The organism is Citrobacter sp. Cf116, from assembly GCF_030336505.1.
In the GTDB taxonomy this organism is placed as follows: domain Bacteria; phylum Pseudomonadota; class Gammaproteobacteria; order Enterobacterales; family Enterobacteriaceae; genus Citrobacter; species Citrobacter freundii.
On the sequence record NZ_JAOWEQ010000037.1, the window covers coordinates 197,084 to 216,280 of the forward strand.

General features: G+C 50.6%; 19 protein-coding genes. 6 read left to right on the top strand and 13 right to left on the bottom strand.

Annotated elements, in window-relative coordinates; translation table 11 throughout:
* Nucleotides 1–13: 13 nt before the first annotated feature.
* Nucleotides 14–604 carry a GTP cyclohydrolase II gene (gene ribA / locus OGV74_RS10340; protein ID WP_003020601.1) on the bottom strand — a complete coding sequence of 197 codons (591 nt, stop codon included), beginning with the start codon at nucleotides 602–604 and terminating at the stop codon, nucleotides 14–16.
* A 202-nt stretch (nucleotides 605–806) separates the two neighbouring features.
* On the opposite strand from ribA, the gene pgpB reads away from it, so the two are divergent.
* The 5 genes from pgpB (at nucleotide 807) to yciH (ending at nucleotide 4,460) form a co-directional block, all read left to right on the top strand.
* Nucleotides 807–1,571 carry a phosphatidylglycerophosphatase B gene (gene pgpB / locus OGV74_RS10345; RefSeq protein ID WP_003020598.1) on the top strand — a complete coding sequence of 255 codons (765 nt, stop codon included), beginning with the start codon at nucleotides 807–809 and terminating at the stop codon, nucleotides 1,569–1,571.
* A gap of 149 nt (nucleotides 1,572–1,720) precedes the next feature.
* Nucleotides 1,721–2,029 carry a LapA family protein gene (locus tag OGV74_RS10350; protein WP_003020595.1) on the top strand — a complete coding sequence of 103 codons (309 nt, stop codon included), beginning with the start codon at nucleotides 1,721–1,723 and terminating at the stop codon, nucleotides 2,027–2,029.
* Nucleotides 2,030–2,035: 6 nt separating this feature from the next.
* Entirely contained in the window at nucleotides 2,036–3,205 is a 1,170-nt protein-coding gene (gene lapB / locus OGV74_RS10355; protein ID WP_086504133.1) for a lipopolysaccharide assembly protein LapB, read from the top strand.
* Between the two features lie 190 nt (nucleotides 3,206–3,395).
* Nucleotides 3,396–4,133: an orotidine-5'-phosphate decarboxylase gene (gene pyrF / locus OGV74_RS10360; protein WP_003840720.1), complete on the top strand. Its 738-nt coding sequence runs from the start codon at nucleotides 3,396–3,398 to the stop codon at nucleotides 4,131–4,133.
* Nucleotides 4,134–4,460: a stress response translation initiation inhibitor YciH gene (gene yciH / locus OGV74_RS10365; protein ID WP_003843984.1), complete on the top strand. Its 327-nt coding sequence runs from the start codon at nucleotides 4,134–4,136 to the stop codon at nucleotides 4,458–4,460. It abuts the gene before it with no gap.
* A 91-nt stretch (nucleotides 4,461–4,551) separates the two neighbouring features.
* Here the strand turns inward: yciH and osmB are convergent, their stop codons facing one another.
* From osmB to fabI, 7 genes are all read right to left on the bottom strand, one after another.
* The gene (gene osmB, locus OGV74_RS10370) at nucleotides 4,552–4,770 is read right to left on the bottom strand and encodes an osmotically-inducible lipoprotein OsmB (protein ID WP_003020583.1); all 219 of its coding nucleotides are present in this window, start codon (nucleotides 4,768–4,770) and stop codon (nucleotides 4,552–4,554) included.
* A gap of 268 nt (nucleotides 4,771–5,038) precedes the next feature.
* Entirely contained in the window at nucleotides 5,039–5,791 is a 753-nt protein-coding gene (gene yciT / locus OGV74_RS10375; RefSeq protein ID WP_003020580.1) for a DNA-binding transcriptional regulator YciT, read from the bottom strand.
* A gap of 95 nt (nucleotides 5,792–5,886) precedes the next feature.
* Nucleotides 5,887–6,069 (bottom strand): YciZ family protein, encoded by a 183-nt coding sequence (locus OGV74_RS10380; RefSeq protein ID WP_003020577.1) that lies wholly within the window; start codon nucleotides 6,067–6,069, stop codon nucleotides 5,887–5,889.
* Nucleotides 6,070–6,251: 182 nt separating this feature from the next.
* Nucleotides 6,252–8,243: a cyclic di-GMP phosphodiesterase gene (gene pdeR / locus OGV74_RS10385; RefSeq protein ID WP_008322389.1), complete on the bottom strand. Its 1,992-nt coding sequence runs from the start codon at nucleotides 8,241–8,243 to the stop codon at nucleotides 6,252–6,254.
* A 264-nt stretch (nucleotides 8,244–8,507) separates the two neighbouring features.
* Nucleotides 8,508–10,442: an exoribonuclease II gene (locus OGV74_RS10390; RefSeq protein WP_286520760.1), complete on the bottom strand. Its 1,935-nt coding sequence runs from the start codon at nucleotides 10,440–10,442 to the stop codon at nucleotides 8,508–8,510.
* An 89-nt stretch (nucleotides 10,443–10,531) separates the two neighbouring features.
* Nucleotides 10,532–11,677 (bottom strand): carboxymuconolactone decarboxylase family protein, encoded by a 1,146-nt coding sequence (locus tag OGV74_RS10395; RefSeq protein WP_003020568.1) that lies wholly within the window; start codon nucleotides 11,675–11,677, stop codon nucleotides 10,532–10,534.
* 197 nt (nucleotides 11,678–11,874) lie between these two features.
* Nucleotides 11,875–12,663, bottom strand: coding sequence for an enoyl-ACP reductase FabI (gene fabI / locus OGV74_RS10400; protein WP_086504131.1), 789 nt, complete (start codon nucleotides 12,661–12,663; stop codon nucleotides 11,875–11,877).
* Nucleotides 12,664–13,105: 442 nt separating this feature from the next.
* Here fabI and OGV74_RS10405 point away from each other — a divergent pair, with 442 nt between their 5' ends.
* On the top strand, nucleotides 13,106–13,795 hold the full coding sequence (locus OGV74_RS10405) for an EAL domain-containing protein (protein ID WP_086504130.1): 690 nt from the start codon (nucleotides 13,106–13,108) through the stop codon (nucleotides 13,793–13,795).
* A 37-nt stretch (nucleotides 13,796–13,832) separates the two neighbouring features.
* Here the strand turns inward: OGV74_RS10405 and sapF are convergent, their stop codons facing one another.
* The 5 genes from sapF to sapA are packed head-to-tail and all read right to left on the bottom strand — an operon-like array spanning nucleotide 13,833 to nucleotide 19,115.
* On the bottom strand, nucleotides 13,833–14,639 hold the full coding sequence (gene sapF / locus OGV74_RS10410; protein WP_003020558.1) for a peptide ABC transporter ATP-binding protein SapF: 807 nt from the start codon (nucleotides 14,637–14,639) through the stop codon (nucleotides 13,833–13,835).
* Between the two features lies 1 nt (nucleotide 14,640).
* Entirely contained in the window at nucleotides 14,641–15,633 is a 993-nt protein-coding gene (gene sapD, locus OGV74_RS10415; protein ID WP_003020556.1) for a peptide ABC transporter ATP-binding protein SapD, read from the bottom strand.
* The gene (gene sapC / locus OGV74_RS10420; protein ID WP_003020550.1) at nucleotides 15,633–16,523 is read right to left on the bottom strand and encodes a peptide ABC transporter permease SapC; all 891 of its coding nucleotides are present in this window, start codon (nucleotides 16,521–16,523) and stop codon (nucleotides 15,633–15,635) included. The genes sapD and sapC overlap by 1 nt, the downstream gene beginning before the upstream one ends.
* Complete coding sequence (sapB, locus tag OGV74_RS10425; RefSeq protein WP_003020545.1) at nucleotides 16,510–17,475, bottom strand: peptide ABC transporter permease SapB; 966 nt, start codon at nucleotides 17,473–17,475, stop codon at nucleotides 16,510–16,512. The genes sapC and sapB overlap by 14 nt, the downstream gene beginning before the upstream one ends.
* Nucleotides 17,472–19,115: an ABC transporter substrate-binding protein SapA gene (gene sapA, locus OGV74_RS10430; protein ID WP_003840735.1), complete on the bottom strand. Its 1,644-nt coding sequence runs from the start codon at nucleotides 19,113–19,115 to the stop codon at nucleotides 17,472–17,474. Before sapA ends, sapB begins: the two co-directional genes overlap by 4 nt.
* Nucleotides 19,116–19,197 lie beyond the last annotated feature (82 nt).

Sequence of the window (19,197 nt, forward strand, 5' to 3'; positions counted from 1 at the left end):
GCGGTAACAACCATTACTTGCCCAGCAAATGCCCCATCTTGGCGGCTTTGGTGTCCAGGTAATGTTCATTGTTCGGGTTACGACCCACAATCAGCGGCACGCGTTCAACAATATTGATTCCCGCTTCGGTCAGAATTTCCACTTTTTTCGGGTTATTGGTCAGCAAACGAACTTCGTCCACGCCCAGCAGCTTGAACATATCCGCACACAGCGTGAAATCACGCTCATCTGCCGCAAAGCCCAACTGATGGTTAGCCTCAACGGTATCATAACCCTGGTCCTGCAACGCGTAGGCGCGGATTTTATTGAGCAGGCCGATATTGCGTCCTTCCTGACGATGATAAAGCAGGATACCGCGCCCTTCTTCAGCAATGTGGGTGAGAGCCGCTTCGAGCTGGAAGCCGCAATCGCAACGCAGGCTAAACAATGCATCGCCAGTCAGACATTCGGAGTGGACACGCGCCAGAACAGGCGTTTGACCAGTGATATCGCCAAAAACCAGTGCGACGTGATCGTGTCCGGTTGCCAGTTCTTCAAATCCCACCATCAGGAAATCACCCCAGGGGGTTGGCAGTTTGGCTTCTGCCACACGTTTAAGCTGCATGTAATTCTCCAGATTATGCTGGCACTGTCGTGCCGTCGCCTGTTGGCTTCTTGTTCTGTATTGCACTATTTTGCCATAAGGCAACGATGTTCACCTAATCGCGACAACGGATTCGCCTTTGGAATGGCACAAAAATGTCAATTTTTCTGGCATGCACTTTTTTCAGTTATGATTGTGAGACTTATCGACGAAAGGAGAGGTAATGCTGTCAATTGCAAAGCGCACTGCGGTCGGGGCCGGGCTGTTACTTATTATGCCGGTTGCTGTATGGGTATCGGGCTGGAGCTGGCAGCCGGGACACAACGTTTGGTGGCTAAAATCTCTGTACTGGGTAACGGAAACGGTGACGCAGCCGTGGGGGATTATCACTCATGTTGTGCTCTGCGCATGGTTTCTGTGGTGTCTGCGTTTTCGTCTGAAAGCTGCGGTAATGCTGTTTGCGATCCTGGCCGCGGCAATTTTAGTCGGTCAGGGTGTGAAGTCCTGGGTTAAAGACAGGGTGCAGGAACCTCGGCCCTTTGTCGTATGGCTGGAAAAAACGCACCATATCCCGGTTGATGAGTTCTACACTTTAAAACGTAAAGATCGTGGCAACTTAGTTAAAGAGCAATTGGCCGAACAACAGGATATTCCGACGTTTCTACGTAAGCACTGGCAAAAAGAAACGGGTTTTGCCTTTCCGTCAGGACATACGATGTTTGCTGCCAGTTGGGCTTTACTGGCAGTAGGGCTGTTATGGCCACGCAGACGTACGCTGACGATTGTGTTTTTGCTTATCTGGGCGACAAGTGTTATGGGTAGCCGCTTGCTGTTGGGCATGCACTGGCCGCGTGATTTGGTCGTTGCAACGCTGATTTCATGGCTGCTGGTAACGCTGGCGACCTGGCTCGCGCAGCGAGTATGCGGACCACTTACGCCGCCTGTGCAGGAGGCAAAAGAAATCGCGCAACGCGAGCAAGAAAGCTAGCTATGATTGATTTTTCAAATTTTGCCCTTAAATCAGAAAGCGGAAAGCGCTTTTCCATTTCGCACTCGTTGTGAAAATGGTAATTTAAAGGGCTCAACGCGGTAAGTTGTACACGATTTATTCGCTTAAACCACATAACGGGAAGTAATGTGAAATATTTACTCATTTTCTTACTGGTGTTGGCGATTTTTGTTATTTCGGTGACATTAGGTGCGCAAAACGATCAACAGGTTACGTTTAATTACCTGCTGGCTCAGGGTGAGTATCGTATCTCTACGCTGCTTGCTGTATTGTTTGCCGCAGGTTTTGCGATTGGTTGGTTAATTTGCGGCCTTTTCTGGCTGAAGGTTCGTGTGTCTCTTGCGCGCGCCGAACGTAAAATCAAACGACTGGAAAACCAGCTTACGCCTGCGACCGACGTTGCGGTTTCTGCCGATTCGTCGGTTGTGAAGGAATAATTATTTATGTTGGAGTTGTTGTTTCTGCTTTTACCTGTAGCCGCTGCCTATGGGTGGTATATGGGTCGCAGAAGTGCGCAACAAACCAAGCAGGATGAAGCTAACCGTCTTTCCCGTGACTATGTCGCCGGGGTTAACTTCCTCCTGAGCAACCAACAAGACAAAGCGGTGGATCTGTTCCTCGATATGCTAAAAGAGGATACGGGCACCGTTGAGGCTCATCTCACTCTCGGAAACCTGTTTCGCTCGCGCGGTGAAGTCGATCGCGCAATCCGCATCCATCAAACGTTAATGGAAAGTGCTTCGCTGACCTACGAGCAGCGTTTGTTGGCCGTACAACAGCTGGGGCGCGATTACATGGCCGCAGGCCTGTACGACCGCGCGGAAGACATGTTCAATCAGCTTACCGATGAAACAGATTTTCGCGTCGGTGCATTACAGCAACTGCTGCAAATTTATCAGGCGACCAGCGATTGGCAGAAAGCCATTGATGTCGCAGAACGTCTGGTGAAGCTAGGCAAAGATAAACAGCGTATTGAGATAGCCCACTTCTACTGCGAACTGGCCTTACAGCAGATGGGCAGCGACGATATGGATCGTGCCATGGCGCTGTTGAAAAAAGGGGCGGCGGCAGACAAAAACAGTGCCCGGGTTTCCATCATGATGGGCCGTGTGTACATGGTGAAAGGCGATTACGCGAAGGCCGTTGAAAGTCTGCAACGCGTGATTTCTCAGGATAAAGAACTGGTCAGCGAAACGCTGGAAATGCTGCAAAGCTGCTACCAGCATCTGGGGAAAACCGATGAGTGGGCAGAGTTTTTACGTCGGGCCGTTGAAGAGAATACTGGCGCCGCCGCCGAGCTGATGCTGGCCGATATTCTTGAAGCGCGTGAGGGGACTGATACCGCTCAGGTTTATATTACCCGCCAACTACAACGCCATCCTACGATGCGCGTTTTCCACAAATTAATGGATTACCATCTTAACGAAGCAGAAGAAGGGCGCGCGAAAGAGAGCCTGATGGTTCTGCGCGATATGGTCGGGGAGCAGGTGCGCAGCAAGCCGCGCTATCGTTGCCAGAAGTGCGGATTTACCGCATATACACTGTACTGGCACTGCCCATCTTGTCGCTCATGGTCAACCATTAAGCCTATTCGCGGGCTTGATGGGTTGTAATTTTTAAAAAAACCTTACTTTAGTTACAACATACTGATGTTGAGTAACAAAGCCATACTCAGCTGCCGTGGCCAAATTCGCCTGGCAGAAATGGAATCGCGCCTGTTAATTTTCTATTACCGCAGGTAGAATGCACGCCGTTTACCCATTTCGCGCTACTGTCGGCGCCCATCCTCAAGAAGGTCTGGTCATGACGTTTACTGCTTCATCTTCTTCTCGTGCTGTTACTGATTCTCCTGTCGTTGTCGCTCTCGATTATTCCAATCGTGATAAAGCATTAGCTTTTGTCGACAGAATTGATCCTCGTGATTGCCGTTTGAAAGTGGGCAAAGAGATGTTCACGCTTTTTGGACCTCAGTTGGTTCGCGATTTACAACAGCGTGGCTTTGACGTTTTTCTTGATTTGAAATTCCATGATATTCCCAACACTACCGCGCATGCCGTTGCGGCAGCGGCTGAGCTTGGCGTGTGGATGGTTAACGTTCATGCTTCTGGTGGGGCGCGTATGATGACCGCCGCACGTGAAGCCTTATTACCTTTTGGCAAGGACGCACCGCTGCTGATTGCGGTAACGGTTCTGACCAGTATGGAAGCCAGCGACCTCGCCGATCTCGGCGTGACGTTGTCACCTGCAGAACATGCTGAAAGGCTGGCGCGCTTAACCCAGCATTGTGGTTTGGATGGCGTTGTATGCTCCGCGCAGGAAGCGGTGCGATTCAAGCAGGCGTTTGGCCAGGCATTTAAATTGGTTACGCCGGGTATTCGTCCTGAAGGCAGCGAGGCGGGCGACCAGCGTCGCATTATGACGCCGGAACAAGCACAGTCAGCTGGTGTGGATTATATGGTTATTGGTCGTCCGGTCACGCAGTCGGCAGATCCGGCTCAGACGCTGAAGATGATTAATGCCTCACTGAAACGAGGTGCGTAAATGAACGACTCAAACTCTCGCCTGGTCTACTCAACCGACTCCGGGCGCATTGATGAACCAAAAGCTGCTCCTGTGCGTCCACAAGGCGATGGCATTGTCCGTATCCAGCGCCAGACCAGTGGCCGCAAAGGCAAGGGCGTGTGTTTGATTACCGGTATTGATCAAGATGATGCCGAACTGACCAAATTAGCTGCGGAACTGAAGAAAAAATGTGGTTGCGGCGGGGCAGTTAAGGATGGCGTGATTGAGATACAGGGTGATAAACGCGACCTGATTAAATCGCTGCTGGAAGCCAAAGGAATGAAAGTTAAACTGGCTGGCGGTTAATAAAAAAAGCCACGGAATTTTTCCGTGGCTTTTTAATAATACAGACCTGAAAAAGTAAACGTATTATTATATCGAGCCGTTCAACCGTAGATTATTTACCCACCTGGTGGCCAATGATACCACCTACTGCAGCACCACCCAGCGTACCCAGCGTGCTGCCGTCAGTCAGGACTGCACCACCTATTGCACCTGCACCAGCACCGATTGCGGTGTTACGATCGCGTTTGGACCAGTTAGAGCAGGCGCTCAGCGACATTGCCAGAGTAATCGCCAGAATGGCAGCGGTCATTTTTTTGCTCGTTACTAACATAATACTTTCTCCTGAATTATTGATTCACGGAATCCAGTGTTCTTTAAGAATAGCGCTAAATTTAGGCTAACGAAGATATTTCCGTGAAACCGTTTAGCGAAGGCATTACAAACACTATCCTGAAGTTGGAGGTTCGTTCCTGTTATATCGCTAACATTAATTTTACGACTTAATCCTGTTAACGACAGGTAAAAAGTCTTAATTGGGCTGTCAGATAACTCTCAGAGGGGAGATGATTTGCCAACTGACAAATCATCTGCTGAAGATGTTACGCGTGGGCATCAATGATATTGACGGTTAATCCGGAGTGCTCAAGCTGCATTTGTACGCTGGCGCTAAGTCTGGAGTCCGTGACTACGCGGCTGAATCGCTCTAATGGACCCAGCGTGTACGGGTGAATGGCTTCGAATTTTGAGCTGTCAGTAAGCACAATAACTTCTGCACCTTTTTCCAGCACCGCGTTAACCACATCAGAACGCATCATGTCGCGTCCGGTGAAGCCGGTGTCAGCCTGCCAGCCATCAATGCCGATAAAGGCCTTGCTGAAGTGTACCTGCTGGATAAACTGGCGAGTTAAGGGCCCAACCATACTTTCGCTTTTTTTCTGATAGATGCCGCCAAGAAGAATCACTTCGCAAGGGGTTTCTTTCAGCAGATGGGCTATATAGCTGCTGACGGTAATGATGGTGACATCTTTTTGCTCCGCGAGCGTTCTGGCTAAGAGCGCATTGCTACTGCCGTTTTCAATGAATACGGACTCGCCTGGGCTTACCAGCGATGCGGCGAATTCAGCCAGCTCACGCTTCAGCGTAAAATTAGTCATCATGCGCGTTTCCACATCATCGCTGTTCAATGAAACAGCAAAACCGTGCGCTCGGCGTAAATAACTCTGTTTTTCCAGTGTGTTCAGATCCTGTCGAATCGTCACTTCTGAGACACCGGTGATTTTTGCCAGTTCGGCAACGCTCATCTGACCTTTATCAGTCACCATCTGCAAAATAGATTGTTGTCGGGAATTCATAATATTAATTTTATTGCGATATCGTATCGGAAATTAAACGGAAACTGCCTCACGTGCAGTTTGCTTACAGCAGCGACATTAAAGGGTTAATGCCATCAGATCTCCCAGGGAGCCTTGTGCTTTTTGGGCAAAGATTCGGCATCTTCTTTGGTCATGTTTAGCAGCTCAGCCTTCAGAATTTCGAGATTATGGATAGCTGAGTGGTAATCACCTGCAACGAGGATATCCAGCACAGTATCAATGCGTTCGGCCAGACGCTGAGCGTCGATATCAGACATGGTTATCATCCTAATGGCAATAGAGTTTGAATTTCATGATGCAGAATTTCATGGCAAAAGAGAAGGGAAAAATAGTATTAACTTCAACGATAGAAGAATATTATATATTCTGTGATTACATGCAGATAGGATCGTTACGTAATGTCCATTTATGGCTATTCTCAACGTTTGATCCCACTGCATTAGCGTGTTTTTTTATTCAGGTGCCGTCGATACCAACGTTCAAATGCAACTGCTGGCATTGGCTTGGCAAACAAAAAACCCTGACGCTCGTTGACGCCATTTTTGGTTAAAAACGCATCCTCTTTCGCGCTTTCAACACCTTCGGCGATGACCTGTAGGTTGAGTGCCTGTGCGACCGCAACAATGGCACGTACCAGCGACTGCGAAACAGGTTGTTTGTGTACATCCCTGACAAAGGTTTGATCCAGTTTAATTGCATCAAGTGGGAACCGGGCCAGTTGAGACAGTGACGAATAACCGGTACCAAAATCATCCAAATGGATTTGCGCCCCCATCTGGCTAAACTGCTGAATGACGGACAGTGCCAGTTGCTCATTTTCAATTAAACTGCTTTCCGTTAACTCGACATCGATGGGGCAATATTCAAAGTCGAGTTCATGAAGCACCTGCTTGAGATCGGTAAATAGCGTCTGATCGGCGAGCTGCCGGGCAGAAACGTTTACCGCCACGCGCAGATTGATTCCCTTTGCGCGCCATTTTGCTATCTGACGCACAACGTCCAGAATAACCCAGCGACCCAGAGGAACGATAAGCCCTGATTCTTCGGCGTAGGAGATAAATTCCAGTGGTGGAATGAGGCCACGTTCCGGAGACTGCCAGCGAACCAGCGCCTCCAGGCTGCGCACTTCGCCTCGCCAGGTTATCTTTGGCTGATAATGGATGACCAGTTGATCGTTTTCCAGCGCCTTGCGCAGATTAGTATCCAGCCACAGATATTCAAATACCCGCTGATTCATTTCCGGAGAGAAAACACAAAACTGTCCGCGGCCACCTTCTTTCGCGGTGTACATGGCCGTATCGGCGTTACGAATGACGCTCTCGCAGTCCTGACCATGTTGTGGAGCGAGGGAAATACCAATAGAGCATCCGGTATAGATTTCAATCAGGCCGATGCGAAAAGGTTGACGCAGGCGTGTCAGAATACGCGACGCGGTGGCTTCCAGTGAACCCTGGGATGTTTCGGTGGCAAGGACAATAAACTCATCGCCGCCAAACCGTGCCAGTAACTGGTTTTCGCTAAGGCAACTGAGTATTGCCAGCGATACGCTTTGCAAAAGCTGATCGCCAAACATATGCCCGTAGGCATCGTTTACCTTTTTGAAGTTATCCAGATCGAGGTACACAATCCCGACCTGAGTATCGCCCGCGTTCTCAATCGCATTGCTGATCAGATCATGAATAGCGTTGCGATTGGGTAATCCAGTGATAGAGTCGGTATTCGCCAACACCCGCAAACGCTCCTGGGCGCGGCGTTCTTCAGTGATATCGGTCCCGGAACAGATCAGAAATATTTCGTTCTTGCCGCTACCGTTATGCACAAATTTATTACGAAATAAAAACAGACGCTGTCCTTTGCAGGTCTTCACCCAGCGTTCAACTTCATATGAGTTACCTTCGCGAAAAAAGACCTCGATATTGCGTCGTGACGCGGCAGCTTCACGTCGACTCATAAATAATGTAAATACACTTTGGCCAATGACTTCACGTTCTTTGAGTCCGGTATACTCTTCGCACAGTCGATTAAACCGCTGAATGTTGCCCATGCGATCAAGAATGACAATAACTGAATTGGCTTCAGAAACCACCTGTTCGGCAAAAGAGAGGCCGTGAGCCAGGTCACGGGCGACGGAAGGGGTGTCATCCCAGGCGGATGCGCTACCGGCCCATTCACGCTTATTGATTTTTCGGCCGACCAGATGCACGGGAATGTTGTCATCTTCAATCGGTAACGTCATTAATAAACTTGACGTAATTACTGTCATCTCGCGAATGCGATCGGCTTGTTCCGGGGATAATTCGATGGTCTGATCGGCCTCTGACGTTTCTTCGACAGAGAAATGCAGGATGTTGCAATCCTCTGACAAACGCCAGTAAGGGTTATTAGTGCCCACATAGCTATACAACGTAATCAGCTCCCGGACGTCTTTCATGATGTGTACTATCCCGTTTAAAGCGCATAGAGCCTCAAAAGTATGGGTAGCCATGATTCATTCAGGGTGATTATGGCTGAACGTATTGTTTTTTTTATATATTTATGTGTAATCCAGAATCCGTAAAAAGCAAAGCCAACGGAACTGAAAAATGGTAAATAAATTTTTTGACTGGATGAAAGAAGTGTAGTGCGCGGTTGAAATTTGGGAGGTAAAAAGAAAACGACCTTTCAAAAATGAGAAAGGTCGCTTGATTTATGCGTGTTACGCGGCTGGACGCGCGATAACGCTGCGGGTTTCCATCCGTACTTCAGCGATAGTTACGTCAATCACATCCGTGACTTTGTAAACAACTTCACCTTTAATTTGCACGGTGCCGCTTTCCTGGCTGCATACCAGTTCATCACGAACGGCGTGCAGGAACGGTGCTGGAATAAATGCAACAGCGCCATTATCAACTAAGCGCACGCGCATGCCACCGCGGCTGACGTCAATGATCTCGGCCGCAAAGCGGGTGTCGGTACCGGCTTTATCACTCAGGAAACGGGCGTATAGCCAGTCACCCACGTCACGCTCAGCCATCCGGTTTAGGCGACGACGTTCTGCCATTTGCACGGTGGTATCATCCTGAGGTCGGGCGATGGTTTCGCCTTTGATGACGGCCTTAAGCAGACGGTGGTTGATCATATCGCCATACTTACGGATTGGGGAAGTCCAGGTGGCATATGCCTCCAGACCCAGCCCAAAGTGTGGACCTGGCTCAATACTTATTTCAGCGTAAGACTGGAAGCGGCGAATTCGGCTGTCGAGGAAGCCGGATGGCTGAGCATCCAGTTCGCGGCGCAGTTTGCAGAAACCTTCCAGAGTCAGGACTTCTTCGGCATCGACGTGCATACCGTGGGTTTTCAGCAGCGCGGCCAGAGCGTCGGCGTTGGCCGGGTCGAATCCCATATGGACGTTATAAATACCGAAACCCAGCTTGTCGCGAAGCACACGAGCGGCGCAAATATTTGCCGCAATCATGGATTCTTCCACGATACGGTTTGCGATGCGGCGTGGCTCAGCGACGATGTCCAGTACTTCACCTTTTTCACCGAGAACGAAACGGTAATCCGGGCGATCTTTAAAGACCAGCGCGTGGTTATGACGCCACTCTCCTCGGCTCAGGCAAATACGATGCAGTAGACGGATTTGTTCCGCAATCGCGTCGTTTTCTGGTTGCCAATCGCCCGTACCTTCCAGCCAGTCGGAAACATTGTCATAGGCCAGCTTCGCTTTTGACTCAATTGTCGCAGCGAAGAAGGTGATGTTGTCTTCAATCGTGCCATCGGCGGTAATGCTCATACGACAAGCTAAAACCGGGCGCACTTCGTTCGCGCGCAGAGAGCAGAGATCGTCAGACAATTCACGTGGCAACATCGGGATATTGAACCCCGGTAAATAATTGGTGAACGCGCGAATTTTTGCCGTTTTATCCAGCTTACTGCCTTCTGCAATCCAGGCTGTTGGGTCTGCAATGGCGACGGTTAATTGTAGCGTGCCGTCAGCTTGTTCTTCAGCATACAGCGCATCGTCCATATCTTCGGTGCTGGCGCTGTCGATGGTGACGAAATTGAGGGCGGTTAAATCTTCACGAACCAGGCCTTCGTCCAGCATTTCGGTTGCTACGCCGTCCGGTGCTTCTTTTTCCAGATTATGGCGTGCCAGTGTGACCCACCACGGGACAAAGTGGTCATCAGCAAAAGTGATAAATTGGGTTAACTCGGCGTAGAAGGTGCGATCGCCTTTCAGCGGATGACGGCGCATTTCTGCAACCGCCCAGTCGCCTTCTTTAAATTCATGTTCAACGCCGCGGGTGGCACGACATGGAATAGCATCTTTCAGTAACGGATGATCCGGCACGATGGACAGACGATCATTTTTGCCCTGAACTTTACCCACGAAGCGCGTCAGGAAGGGTTCGATCAGTTCTTCCGGCTCTGCAGACTCACGATCTTTTTCTGTATGGATAACCGCAACAATGCGGTCGCCATGCATCACTTTTTTCATCTGCGGCGGTGGAATGAAATAGCTTTTTTGTGCATCGACTTCCAGGAAGCCAAAGCCTTTTTCCGTGGCTTTTACCACCCCTTCAGCACGTGGCGTCTGGGAATGTAGTTGCTGTTTAAGCTGCGCTAGCAGCGGGTTGTCCTGAAGCATAATTGTCTATTTTCGTGGCTAAAAGAGCGGCTGACAGTTTTACGCGATTCTGCCAGTGGCAGCAAGCGCTCTTTCAGTAAGTGGATCGGTTAATCAGTGTCGCCCAGCGCGATTTTCAAGCGATTCAACCATCCGCACAATCCACTCCAGGCTAGCAGGTTAATGGCCTGCTCTGAAGAGATTCCCTGATCGAACAAAGACGTTAACAGTGCGGTGCTAAAGCGGTCGGGCGCCCGGGTCAGCCATTGTACCGCCTGTAGGGTGACGCGCTCAACCGGATGTCGTTGTTCCCAACGTTGTAATTCACGTTCATCCAGGCGAAGCAGGGCGATAACGTCGACTAATTCATTTGCTGTATACGCCTGCTCGTTAAAGCAGGCCACGCTGCCGTTAATTCGTGACGTCATCAGCGCTGCCAGTGAAAATGCCTGTACTGATACAGCGCTGCGCCGGGCACTGGAAATCAGCGTCGTGAGTAAATCTAAAATGACAGGTGAATGTATCAATAATGGCACCAACGCTTGCAGTTCATCGGGATATCCTCTGGCAGCGTTCTCATCATGGGGGGGATATTTTTCGATCGGGAATGGTGCAGCATGCCAGGTTGTCTTTGTGGCGTTAAATAACGAAGCGTGAGCAAATTGCTGAATATCCAGCCCCGGTATTCGGCGTACCGGATGACCAGACCAGGCCTGAAACAGGGCCACGGTTCGGGCCTGAAATCCGACGAAGCCGATGATTTGATTCATCAGAATATTATCGCTGGTGGTCAGTCCGACCGCCTCCAGATGCTGACGGTCGCGTTCGCCTATCACGGCAGGAGAGCTGGCAAGTTGGCGAGCATATTGGGTGATTTGTGCCAGTCGATGGTTACTTTCCCGCGAGGAGTCCGGACCGGGAAGCGGTGTTAAACGCGCGGCATAGTGATTACATAATCGCTGCACACCATACACCTGAGCGACGGTCAGGGCTGTACTCATTCGTTCATAGGCACTGAACGTATGCATCTGATTCAGGTTTACATGAGCCGGGAAGAGCGTCTGGGCAAGTTTACGGGCAGGGGTTAACCAGGATTGAAAGGGCGAAAGAGCGTCATCAGGTAATGCCAGATCCAGTAAAAAACTGTCGTCGACATGAGCGGCTTCCGGGACCAGCGGCAGAACATCTTGCGGATACGTGCTGGATTGCGTCTCATGATACCAGTGGCTTTTGCCTTCAATTCGGCGTTGTTCCATGGGCGTTCCTTGGTCTAAAAGTGGCGACCCGGACTCGTCGTCATACTACTACGCCGGATCGTTTGCGCTGCAATATCCTGACGTAAGCAGATGAGGGGATGAAAGATTGTTACGTGATAATAAATATCAGAAAGGCATATGTGGTGGCTGAGAGGAGTGTCATGGGCGGCGCAAGACCGCCCATCGAGGTCTTAGGATTATTTAAGTTCCAGCTCGTTCATTGCGGCGATGCTGAAGCCACCGTCAACGTGTACGACTTCACCAGAGATACCGGCAGAGAGATCGGAGCACAGAAATGCTGCGGAGTTACCCACATCTTCAATGGTAACGGTGCGGCGAATCGGTGTAACTGCTTCACAGTGCGACAGCATTTTACGGAAATCTTTAATGCCAGAAGCGGCGAGTGTACGGATTGGACCTGCGGAAATGGCATTCACACGCACGCCTTCAGGCCCCATCGCATTAGCCATATAACGGACGTTCGCTTCCAGGGAGGCTTTCGCCAGGCCCATGACGTTATAGTTAGGGATTGCACGTTCTGCGCCCAGATAGGACAACGTCAGTAGCGCAGAGCCAGGGTTTAGCATGGAACGACATGCTTTTGCCATCGCAACAAAGCTGTAAGCGCTAATGTCATGCGCAATTTTAAATCCTTCGCGGGTAACTGCGTTCACATAATCGCCATCCAGTTGGTCAGCAGGTGCGAAGCCGATTGAGTGTACGAAACCGTCGAATTTCGGCCAGGTTTTGCTCAGTTCAGCAAACATGGCGTCAATGCTGGCATCTTCAGCCACATCACACTGCAAAACAATGTTGGAGCCTAATTGCGCTGCAAATTCTTCCACACGACCTTTCAGCTTGTCGTTCTGGTAGGTGAACGCCAGTTCAGCACCTTCGCGATGCATCGCCTGAGCGATTCCCCATGCGATAGACAATTTACTGGCAAGGCCTGTCACCAGAATACGCTTACCTGATAAAAAACCCATGGCTTTAATCCTTTTTGTTAACACTTATCTTTTACCAATCAATGAATTATGATTGACGCGTTAAGCTCACTCGAAATTGGTCTGAAATTATATCCCACGCCTTTTCCCTGAGGAATTGTTATCAACCTCACGTGACCTGTCACTTCATTGCATGTGGGGAGTATATCATCCCCCTCCGGTTATGCTTCGTTCAGGCATTTAACGTCGGTGAAGCAGAGAAAATGCAAGGTTTCAAAGGCATTGAAATGGTATTATTTCATTGCTAGCTGATGTTAATAAACATAGCAAGGTAGGAACTTTCTTAAAACAAAAAATATGACAATATTCAGCTTGTTATGATATATTGTTTTTATCGATCAATATCGATACATTGATCGATATTATTGATTGATTGTGATTAGAAGTGCATTATCAGGATGTTATGATCAATTGGAGTGGTCTTATGCACTATCATTTCATCGCGGAAACGATGAGAGACACAACAGATAAATTACTGGGCGTAGAGATGAACGCCCGGTTTACTTCAGATACGGTTCAACCGTTGCATCCAGATTTCATCATTTCAGCGTGGGATAGCGAACAAAAGCGTAATTTCATGCTCGAGCAAATTCGATTAATTGCCGAAAAGCGTGACTGGTTTGAGCGCAACAGCCTTATTTGTACCCTGAAACTCATTGACGAAATGGCGCTGCTGGCGATTGGTGATCCAGCCATCAAGTCGGCCTTACAGTCACTACCATTTATTGCACTGGAACTTTCAGAACGTTTTCTGACGAATACCGTGTGCCTGAATAGTCTGTTGATTAATTCACTTCGCGACGGCCCAAACGCATTGTGGTTAGGCGATCTTGGCTCCGGCAGCGTAGGGGCCAGCCCGCTGGTTTGCGGTCATTTTGACGTTGTTAAACTGGATCGCGGTTTTTTCCTGGAACAGGTAGAAAAACCGATGTTCCCGGTGCTGATCAAAAATATCAGGGAATATTGCGACCGTGTTGTAGTGAAGGGAGTCGAAACAGCACAACTTGTCGACGAGGCCAGTGCTGCAGGTGTCTGGGCAATGCAGGGTGCCCTTTATCCGTCAGTCACGTTTACCGAAGTTGATACGCTGCTCTTACCTACGTTGTGTCACTGATGGCAGAATGCCCCCCGGTTGAGGGGGCAGTCGTTTGTTAGCGATCTTTCCGCCAGGCGTCGGCGGTAAGCGCTTCGCCGAAATGACCTGCAATCAGGCGACGGGTAAGTTCATGCAACGGGGAGGCCAGAACGTCCGCTGTACTGCCGCGCTCAACAACTTCGCCCTGATGCATGACTAATACCTGGTCGCTGATGTGCTTCATCATGCCAATATGCTGAGTCACATAGATATATGAAATCCCTTGTTTTTCCTGTAATTCCAGCATCAGATTGATGAGCTGCGAACGCATCGACATGTCCAGAGAAGCCAGGGCTTCGTCGGCGATAATGACTTTGGGTCGTAAAATGAGCGCACGGGCAAGGCCCAGACGCTGTTTTTGCCCCGGCGCTAACATATGCGGGTAATAGCTTACGTGATCGGGCAGCAGTCCGACCATGCGCATGGTCTCCACGATCTGTTTACGACGCTGCTCAGGCTCGAGGTCGGTATTCAGTCGTAGCGGAAAATCGAGGATCTGCGAGATACGTTGCCGAGGATTAAGCGATGTTGACGGATCCTGGAAAATCATACGGATCCGCTGACTACGAAATGAATAATCACCATATTTTAACGGATGATCGTCAATCAGCAGCTCACCGCTGGTAGGTTCAATCATACCCGCCAACATTTTTGCCAGCGTAGATTTCCCTGAACCGTTTTCACCAATGACGGCGAGAGTCTGACGTTCGCGCAGGGTGAAACTCAGAGGCTTGACGGCCTCAACGGTCTGGCGGCGAAATAAACCTGTCCGGTAGCGAAAGGTTTTGCTCAGATTACGAACTTCGAGCAGGGTTTCTACCATCTCACTCTCTCTCCATGTTCAGCGGGAAATGACAGGCGTAGAGATGATTCTTTGCTCCGGTCAGTCTTGGGGTTTCAATACATTCGCGTTGTGCATAAGGGCAGCGCGGCCCCAGACGACAGCCGATGGGTAATTGTTCCAGCAATGGAATTGCTCCTGGCATGGTATTCAGGCGGCTTTTGTGCGGCATTGCGCTACCAAAATCAGGAATAGCGCGAATCAACGCTTGAGTATAAGGATGATGCGGAATGGTCACCAAATCTTTACTTGGCGCGGTTTCCACCGTTTGTCCGCAGTACATCACGTTGATTTTGTCAGCCCACTGGCTGAGCATTTGCAGGTCATGGCTTATCAACAAAATGGTGGTATTGCTGTTTTGATTCAGACGGGTTAGCAGACGGAAAATTTGCGCCTGGGTGGTTGGCTCCATCGCGTTCGTCGGTTCATCGGCAATCAGCAAACGCGGCTGATTCGCCAATGCGATAGCGATCATGACCTTCTGGCATTCGCCGTCGGTTAGCTCATACGGGAAGCTGCGCATGGCATCTTTATGGTCTTTTATCCCGACGCGGTGTAAGAGTTCAATCGCACGGCGTTTGCGCCAGCCGATGCGCTGCCACCAGCGGCCCTTGTAAGTCCAGGCTGGAATATTTTGCATTAGCTGCCGTCCGATCCGCTCAGACGGATCGAGACATGACTGTGGCTCCTGAAAGATCATGGAGACGTTATGACCGACCAGTTTGCGTCGTTCACGCGCGGAAAGGCGTAGCAGATCGATATCATCAAAACGCATACGGTCTGCGGTTACGCGCCAGTTATCTTTAGCGACGCCGCAAATGGCCTTAGCGATCAGACTTTTGCCGGAACCCGACTCGCCGACCAGCCCGCGGATTTCACCCTCGTTGAGGGTCATGCTGACGCGATCGACTGCCTTAACCCAGTCGTCACCGGTTCTGAATTCAATCGTCAGGTTGCGGATATCCAGTAATGGCATTATTCCACCCCCGCAATAATTGCGCGGCGCACGCCGTCACCCAGTAGGTTAACCAGCAGCACGCTTATCATAATTGCTGCGCCTGGCAGCATGACCGTCCACGGTGCGACATAAATCAGCTCCAGCGCGTCACCGAGCATGGCCCCCCATTCCGGGGATGGCAGCTGTGCGCCAAGGTCGAGAAAACCCAGCGCGGCGATATCCAGAATCGCCATCGACAGTGCGCGGGTGATTTCAGTAATCAGACCGGCGGTAATATTCGGCAGAACGGCAAACCACAGAATATTCAGTGTGGTTGCACCATCCAGGCGAGCGGCAATGACGTATTCTTTCTCCAGCTCGTCATGCACCATGCTGTAAACGGAGCGCACCATGCGCGGCAGCAACGCCAGCCAGACCGCAAACATGGCGTGTGTCAGATGCGGTCCGGCAAAGGCCACCACAATAATCGCCAGCAGCAGAGAAGGGATCGACAGCAGGGTGTCCAGAATGTGGTTCAGCACTGCGGAGCGCAAGCCGTGCGTCGCACCGGCAACTACGCCCAATACAAGGCCACACAGTGTGGCGGCAAGAGTGACGACAAACGCGCCTCCAACGGTCGGGGCCGCGCCGCTCAGCAGACGACTTAAAACGTCCCGTCCCAGATCGTCAGTTCCGAGGAAGAAAGAGACTTCGCCATAGCGTGACCATGACGGCGGTAAAAGCTGATAGCCGAGAAATTGCTGATCGATGCCGTAAGGGGCAAACCAACCACCAAAAATACACAAAACAGCCAATCCCGCGCAGCCGTACAGGCCGATCATCGCAGTTGCATCACCATAGAAATTGCGCCATGCGGTGCGCAACGTACCTGGCGGGCGTTTTTCGCTATAGACGCTATCGTAAGGCATACCATTCCTTATGTTTCAGAGGGTTAGCCATAGCACCCAAAATATCAGAGATAACGTTGACGATGATAACCAGTGAGCCAATCACCATAACGCCCGCTGAAATCGCCGCGTAATCCTGCTGGCGAATCGCGTTAATCAACCAACGGCCAAGACCAGGCCAGCTAAAGACCATCTCGGTGATCATCGCCAGCGTCAGCATGGTGGAAAACTGTAAGCCCAGGCGTGGGATCACCGGCGGGAGGGCGTTGTGCAGAACGTGACGGCGCAGAATCGTTAAGCGTGACAAACCGCGTGTGGCCGCCGCTTTGACGTAGTTCTGATCAAAGACCTCAATGGTGCTGATACGCATCAGGCGAATGACTTCGGTGGTGGGCGCAACGGAGAGCGTTAGCACCGGGAGCACCATATGACGGATAGCGCTGACCAGCATTTCATCGCGCCAGGGTGAATCGGAGATCCACGCATCAATAATGGCAAAACCGGTAACGGGTTTCACCTCGTAGAGAAGATCAAAACGCCCGGAAACGGGTAACCAGCCGAGGGTCAGTGAGAAGAGCAATGTCAGCAGCAGAGCCAGCCAAAAAACGGGGATAGAAAACCCCATCAGAGCCAATGCGCTGATGCAACGATCCTGCCATTTGTTGCGCGTGATGCCTGCCAGCATACCAACGGGGATCCCGACCATTAGTGCAAAACCAAAGGCAAGAATGCACAGTTCCATTGTGGCCGGGAACACCTCTTTCAGCTGTTCTGAGATCAACTGACCGTTGATACTGGATACGCCGAAATCCCAGTGAATGAGACCATTGAACCAGAATACCCAGGCGTTCCACAACGATGCGCCCTGTAAAGGCGCATGAGGTGTGAAGTAGCTCAGGCTGAATCCAATAAAGGTCAGAAAGAACAGGGTGACCAGCAGCAACAAAAATCGACGCAGGGTGAAGATAATCATGGTTTTTTCACCTCATCTTTCTTTTCCCGGGATACCCCGGCAAAAGAGGAATTGCCGAACGGACTGAGCACCAGCCCTTTGATGTCGTAGCGGTAAGCCTGTAGACGCAGTGAAGAGGCCAGCGGCAGGATCGGTAACTCTTGCGCAAGAATATTTTGCGCTTCGTCATAGGCATCAATTCGCGATGAAAGCTGCTGCGAAGAGAGGGCTTTGCGCAGAATGCTGTCAAACTGCGGATTACACCAGTGGGCAAAGTTGGTCTGTGAATTGATGGCGGCACAGCTGAGCAACGGCCGGAAAAAACTGTCAGGATCGTTACTGTCCGTCGCCCAGCCGGATAACGTCAGATCATGGTTCATATCCATTAATCTTGCCTCCTGAAAACGGCCTTCTACCGGGATGATCTTCACTTTCACACCCACCTGAGCCATATCTGCCTGAATCAGCTCTGCGGTTTTCAGCGGACTGGGGTTCCAGGCCTGAGAGCTGGTAGGGACCCAAAGTTGTAACGTCAGATTCTCCAGCCCCAGTGCTTTTAACTGCTCGCGCGATTTTGCCGGGTTGTACTCTGTAATTTTAGCTTCGTTATCATAAGCCCACGAGGCGCGAGGCAAAATAGATGCCGCGGTTTCTGCCGTCCCGTAGTAGATAGACTGCATTAACCGTTGGTTGTTGATCGCTAGCGCCAGCGCATGCCGCACGGCAGGGTTATTCAACGGCGGTTTATTGGTGTTGAACGCCAGATAGGCAATGTTCATCCCCGGGCGCAGCGTCAGACGCAGGCGAGGGTCATCACGCAATATGCTGAGCTGGCTGGCGGCAGGCCAGGCTAAAACGTCACATTCGCCGGTCAGTAACTTTGATAACCGTCCGGTTCCGCCAGAACCGAGGTCCACTACCACCTGCGGCATCAGAGGAGTGCCACGCCAGAATTTTTCATGCCGCTGCAACCGAATATATTGGCCGGCACGATTCTCCGAAAGTTGGTACGGTCCTGTGCCGACAGGTTGTCTGTCGAGCAGTTCCTGACGATCCTGTTTTGCCAGGTTAGCCGCATATTCCGCCGACATTACGGAGGCATAGTGTGTGGCAAGATGCCACATAAAAGAGGCATCAGGTTGAGTTAAGCGGAATTCAACGGTGTTGTTGTCCAGTTTGCGCACACTTTGGACGTTATCGGCGAACTGCAGGCTGTCGAAGTAGGGGAAATTGCTGCCGTTCACATTGTGCCACGGATGGTGGCGATCAAAGATGCGCTCGAAGGTAAACACCACATCGTCTGCATTCAGTTTGCGGGTGGGAGTGAACCAGGCGGTCTTTTGAAACTGTACGTCACGACGCAGATGGAAGCGGTAGGTTGCGCCGTTATCCAGCACCTCCCAGCTTTCAGCCAGCTCAGGCACCAGTCGATAGGTGTAGGGATCTACATCAAGCAGTCGGTCATACAATTGGGCCGCTAACGTGTCGACAATGAGACCACTGCTCGTTTTTTGCGGGTTGAACGTATTGACCTGCCCGCTGACGCAATAGACAAACCCACTGTCACGGATATCAGCGTGCGAAGCTTGCTCAGGCGCAGCAGCAGCCTGACCACTCAGAAATCCAGCCATCACGATCAGAGATGATAAAACCAGGCGCATAATTTTAATGGATTATATAAAGAGGCTATCTTACTAATACTTAATGACATTTGCCATTACCGTTTGTTTTAGGGAGCAGCAG

Excerpts from the sequence above, each read along its gene's own strand:
- OGV74_RS10405 (WP_086504130.1), top strand. The coding sequence starts at position 13,106 with ATGCACTATCATTTCATCGCGGAAACGATGAGAGACACAACAGATAAA.
- sapD (WP_003020556.1), bottom strand. The coding sequence starts at position 15,633 with ATGCCATTACTGGATATCCGCAACCTGACGATTGAATTCAGAACCGGT.
- osmB (WP_003020583.1), bottom strand. The coding sequence starts at position 4,770 with ATGTTAGTAACGAGCAAAAAAATGACCGCTGCCATTCTGGCGATTACT.
- sapC (WP_003020550.1), bottom strand. The coding sequence starts at position 16,523 with ATGCCTTACGATAGCGTCTATAGCGAAAAACGCCCGCCAGGTACGTTG.
- OGV74_RS10395 (WP_003020568.1), bottom strand. The coding sequence starts at position 11,677 with ATGGAACAACGCCGAATTGAAGGCAAAAGCCACTGGTATCATGAGACG.
- fabI (WP_086504131.1), bottom strand. The coding sequence starts at position 12,663 with ATGGGTTTTTTATCAGGTAAGCGTATTCTGGTGACAGGCCTTGCCAGT.
- pdeR (WP_008322389.1), bottom strand. The coding sequence starts at position 8,243 with ATGAAAGACGTCCGGGAGCTGATTACGTTGTATAGCTATGTGGGCACT.
- yciT (WP_003020580.1), bottom strand. The coding sequence starts at position 5,791 with ATGAATTCCCGACAACAATCTATTTTGCAGATGGTGACTGATAAAGGT.
- sapA (WP_003840735.1), bottom strand. The coding sequence starts at position 19,115 with ATGCGCCTGGTTTTATCATCTCTGATCGTGATGGCTGGATTTCTGAGT.
- lapB (WP_086504133.1), top strand. The coding sequence starts at position 2,036 with ATGTTGGAGTTGTTGTTTCTGCTTTTACCTGTAGCCGCTGCCTATGGG.
- OGV74_RS10380 (WP_003020577.1), bottom strand. The coding sequence starts at position 6,069 with ATGTCTGATATCGACGCTCAGCGTCTGGCCGAACGCATTGATACTGTG.
- pyrF (WP_003840720.1), top strand. The coding sequence starts at position 3,396 with ATGACGTTTACTGCTTCATCTTCTTCTCGTGCTGTTACTGATTCTCCT.
- ribA (WP_003020601.1), bottom strand. The coding sequence starts at position 604 with ATGCAGCTTAAACGTGTGGCAGAAGCCAAACTGCCAACCCCCTGGGGT.
- OGV74_RS10390 (WP_286520760.1), bottom strand. The coding sequence starts at position 10,442 with ATGCTTCAGGACAACCCGCTGCTAGCGCAGCTTAAACAGCAACTACAT.
- sapF (WP_003020558.1), bottom strand. The coding sequence starts at position 14,639 with ATGGTAGAAACCCTGCTCGAAGTTCGTAATCTGAGCAAAACCTTTCGC.
- pgpB (WP_003020598.1), top strand. The coding sequence starts at position 807 with ATGCTGTCAATTGCAAAGCGCACTGCGGTCGGGGCCGGGCTGTTACTT.
- sapB (WP_003020545.1), bottom strand. The coding sequence starts at position 17,475 with ATGATTATCTTCACCCTGCGTCGATTTTTGTTGCTGCTGGTCACCCTG.
- yciH (WP_003843984.1), top strand. The coding sequence starts at position 4,134 with ATGAACGACTCAAACTCTCGCCTGGTCTACTCAACCGACTCCGGGCGC.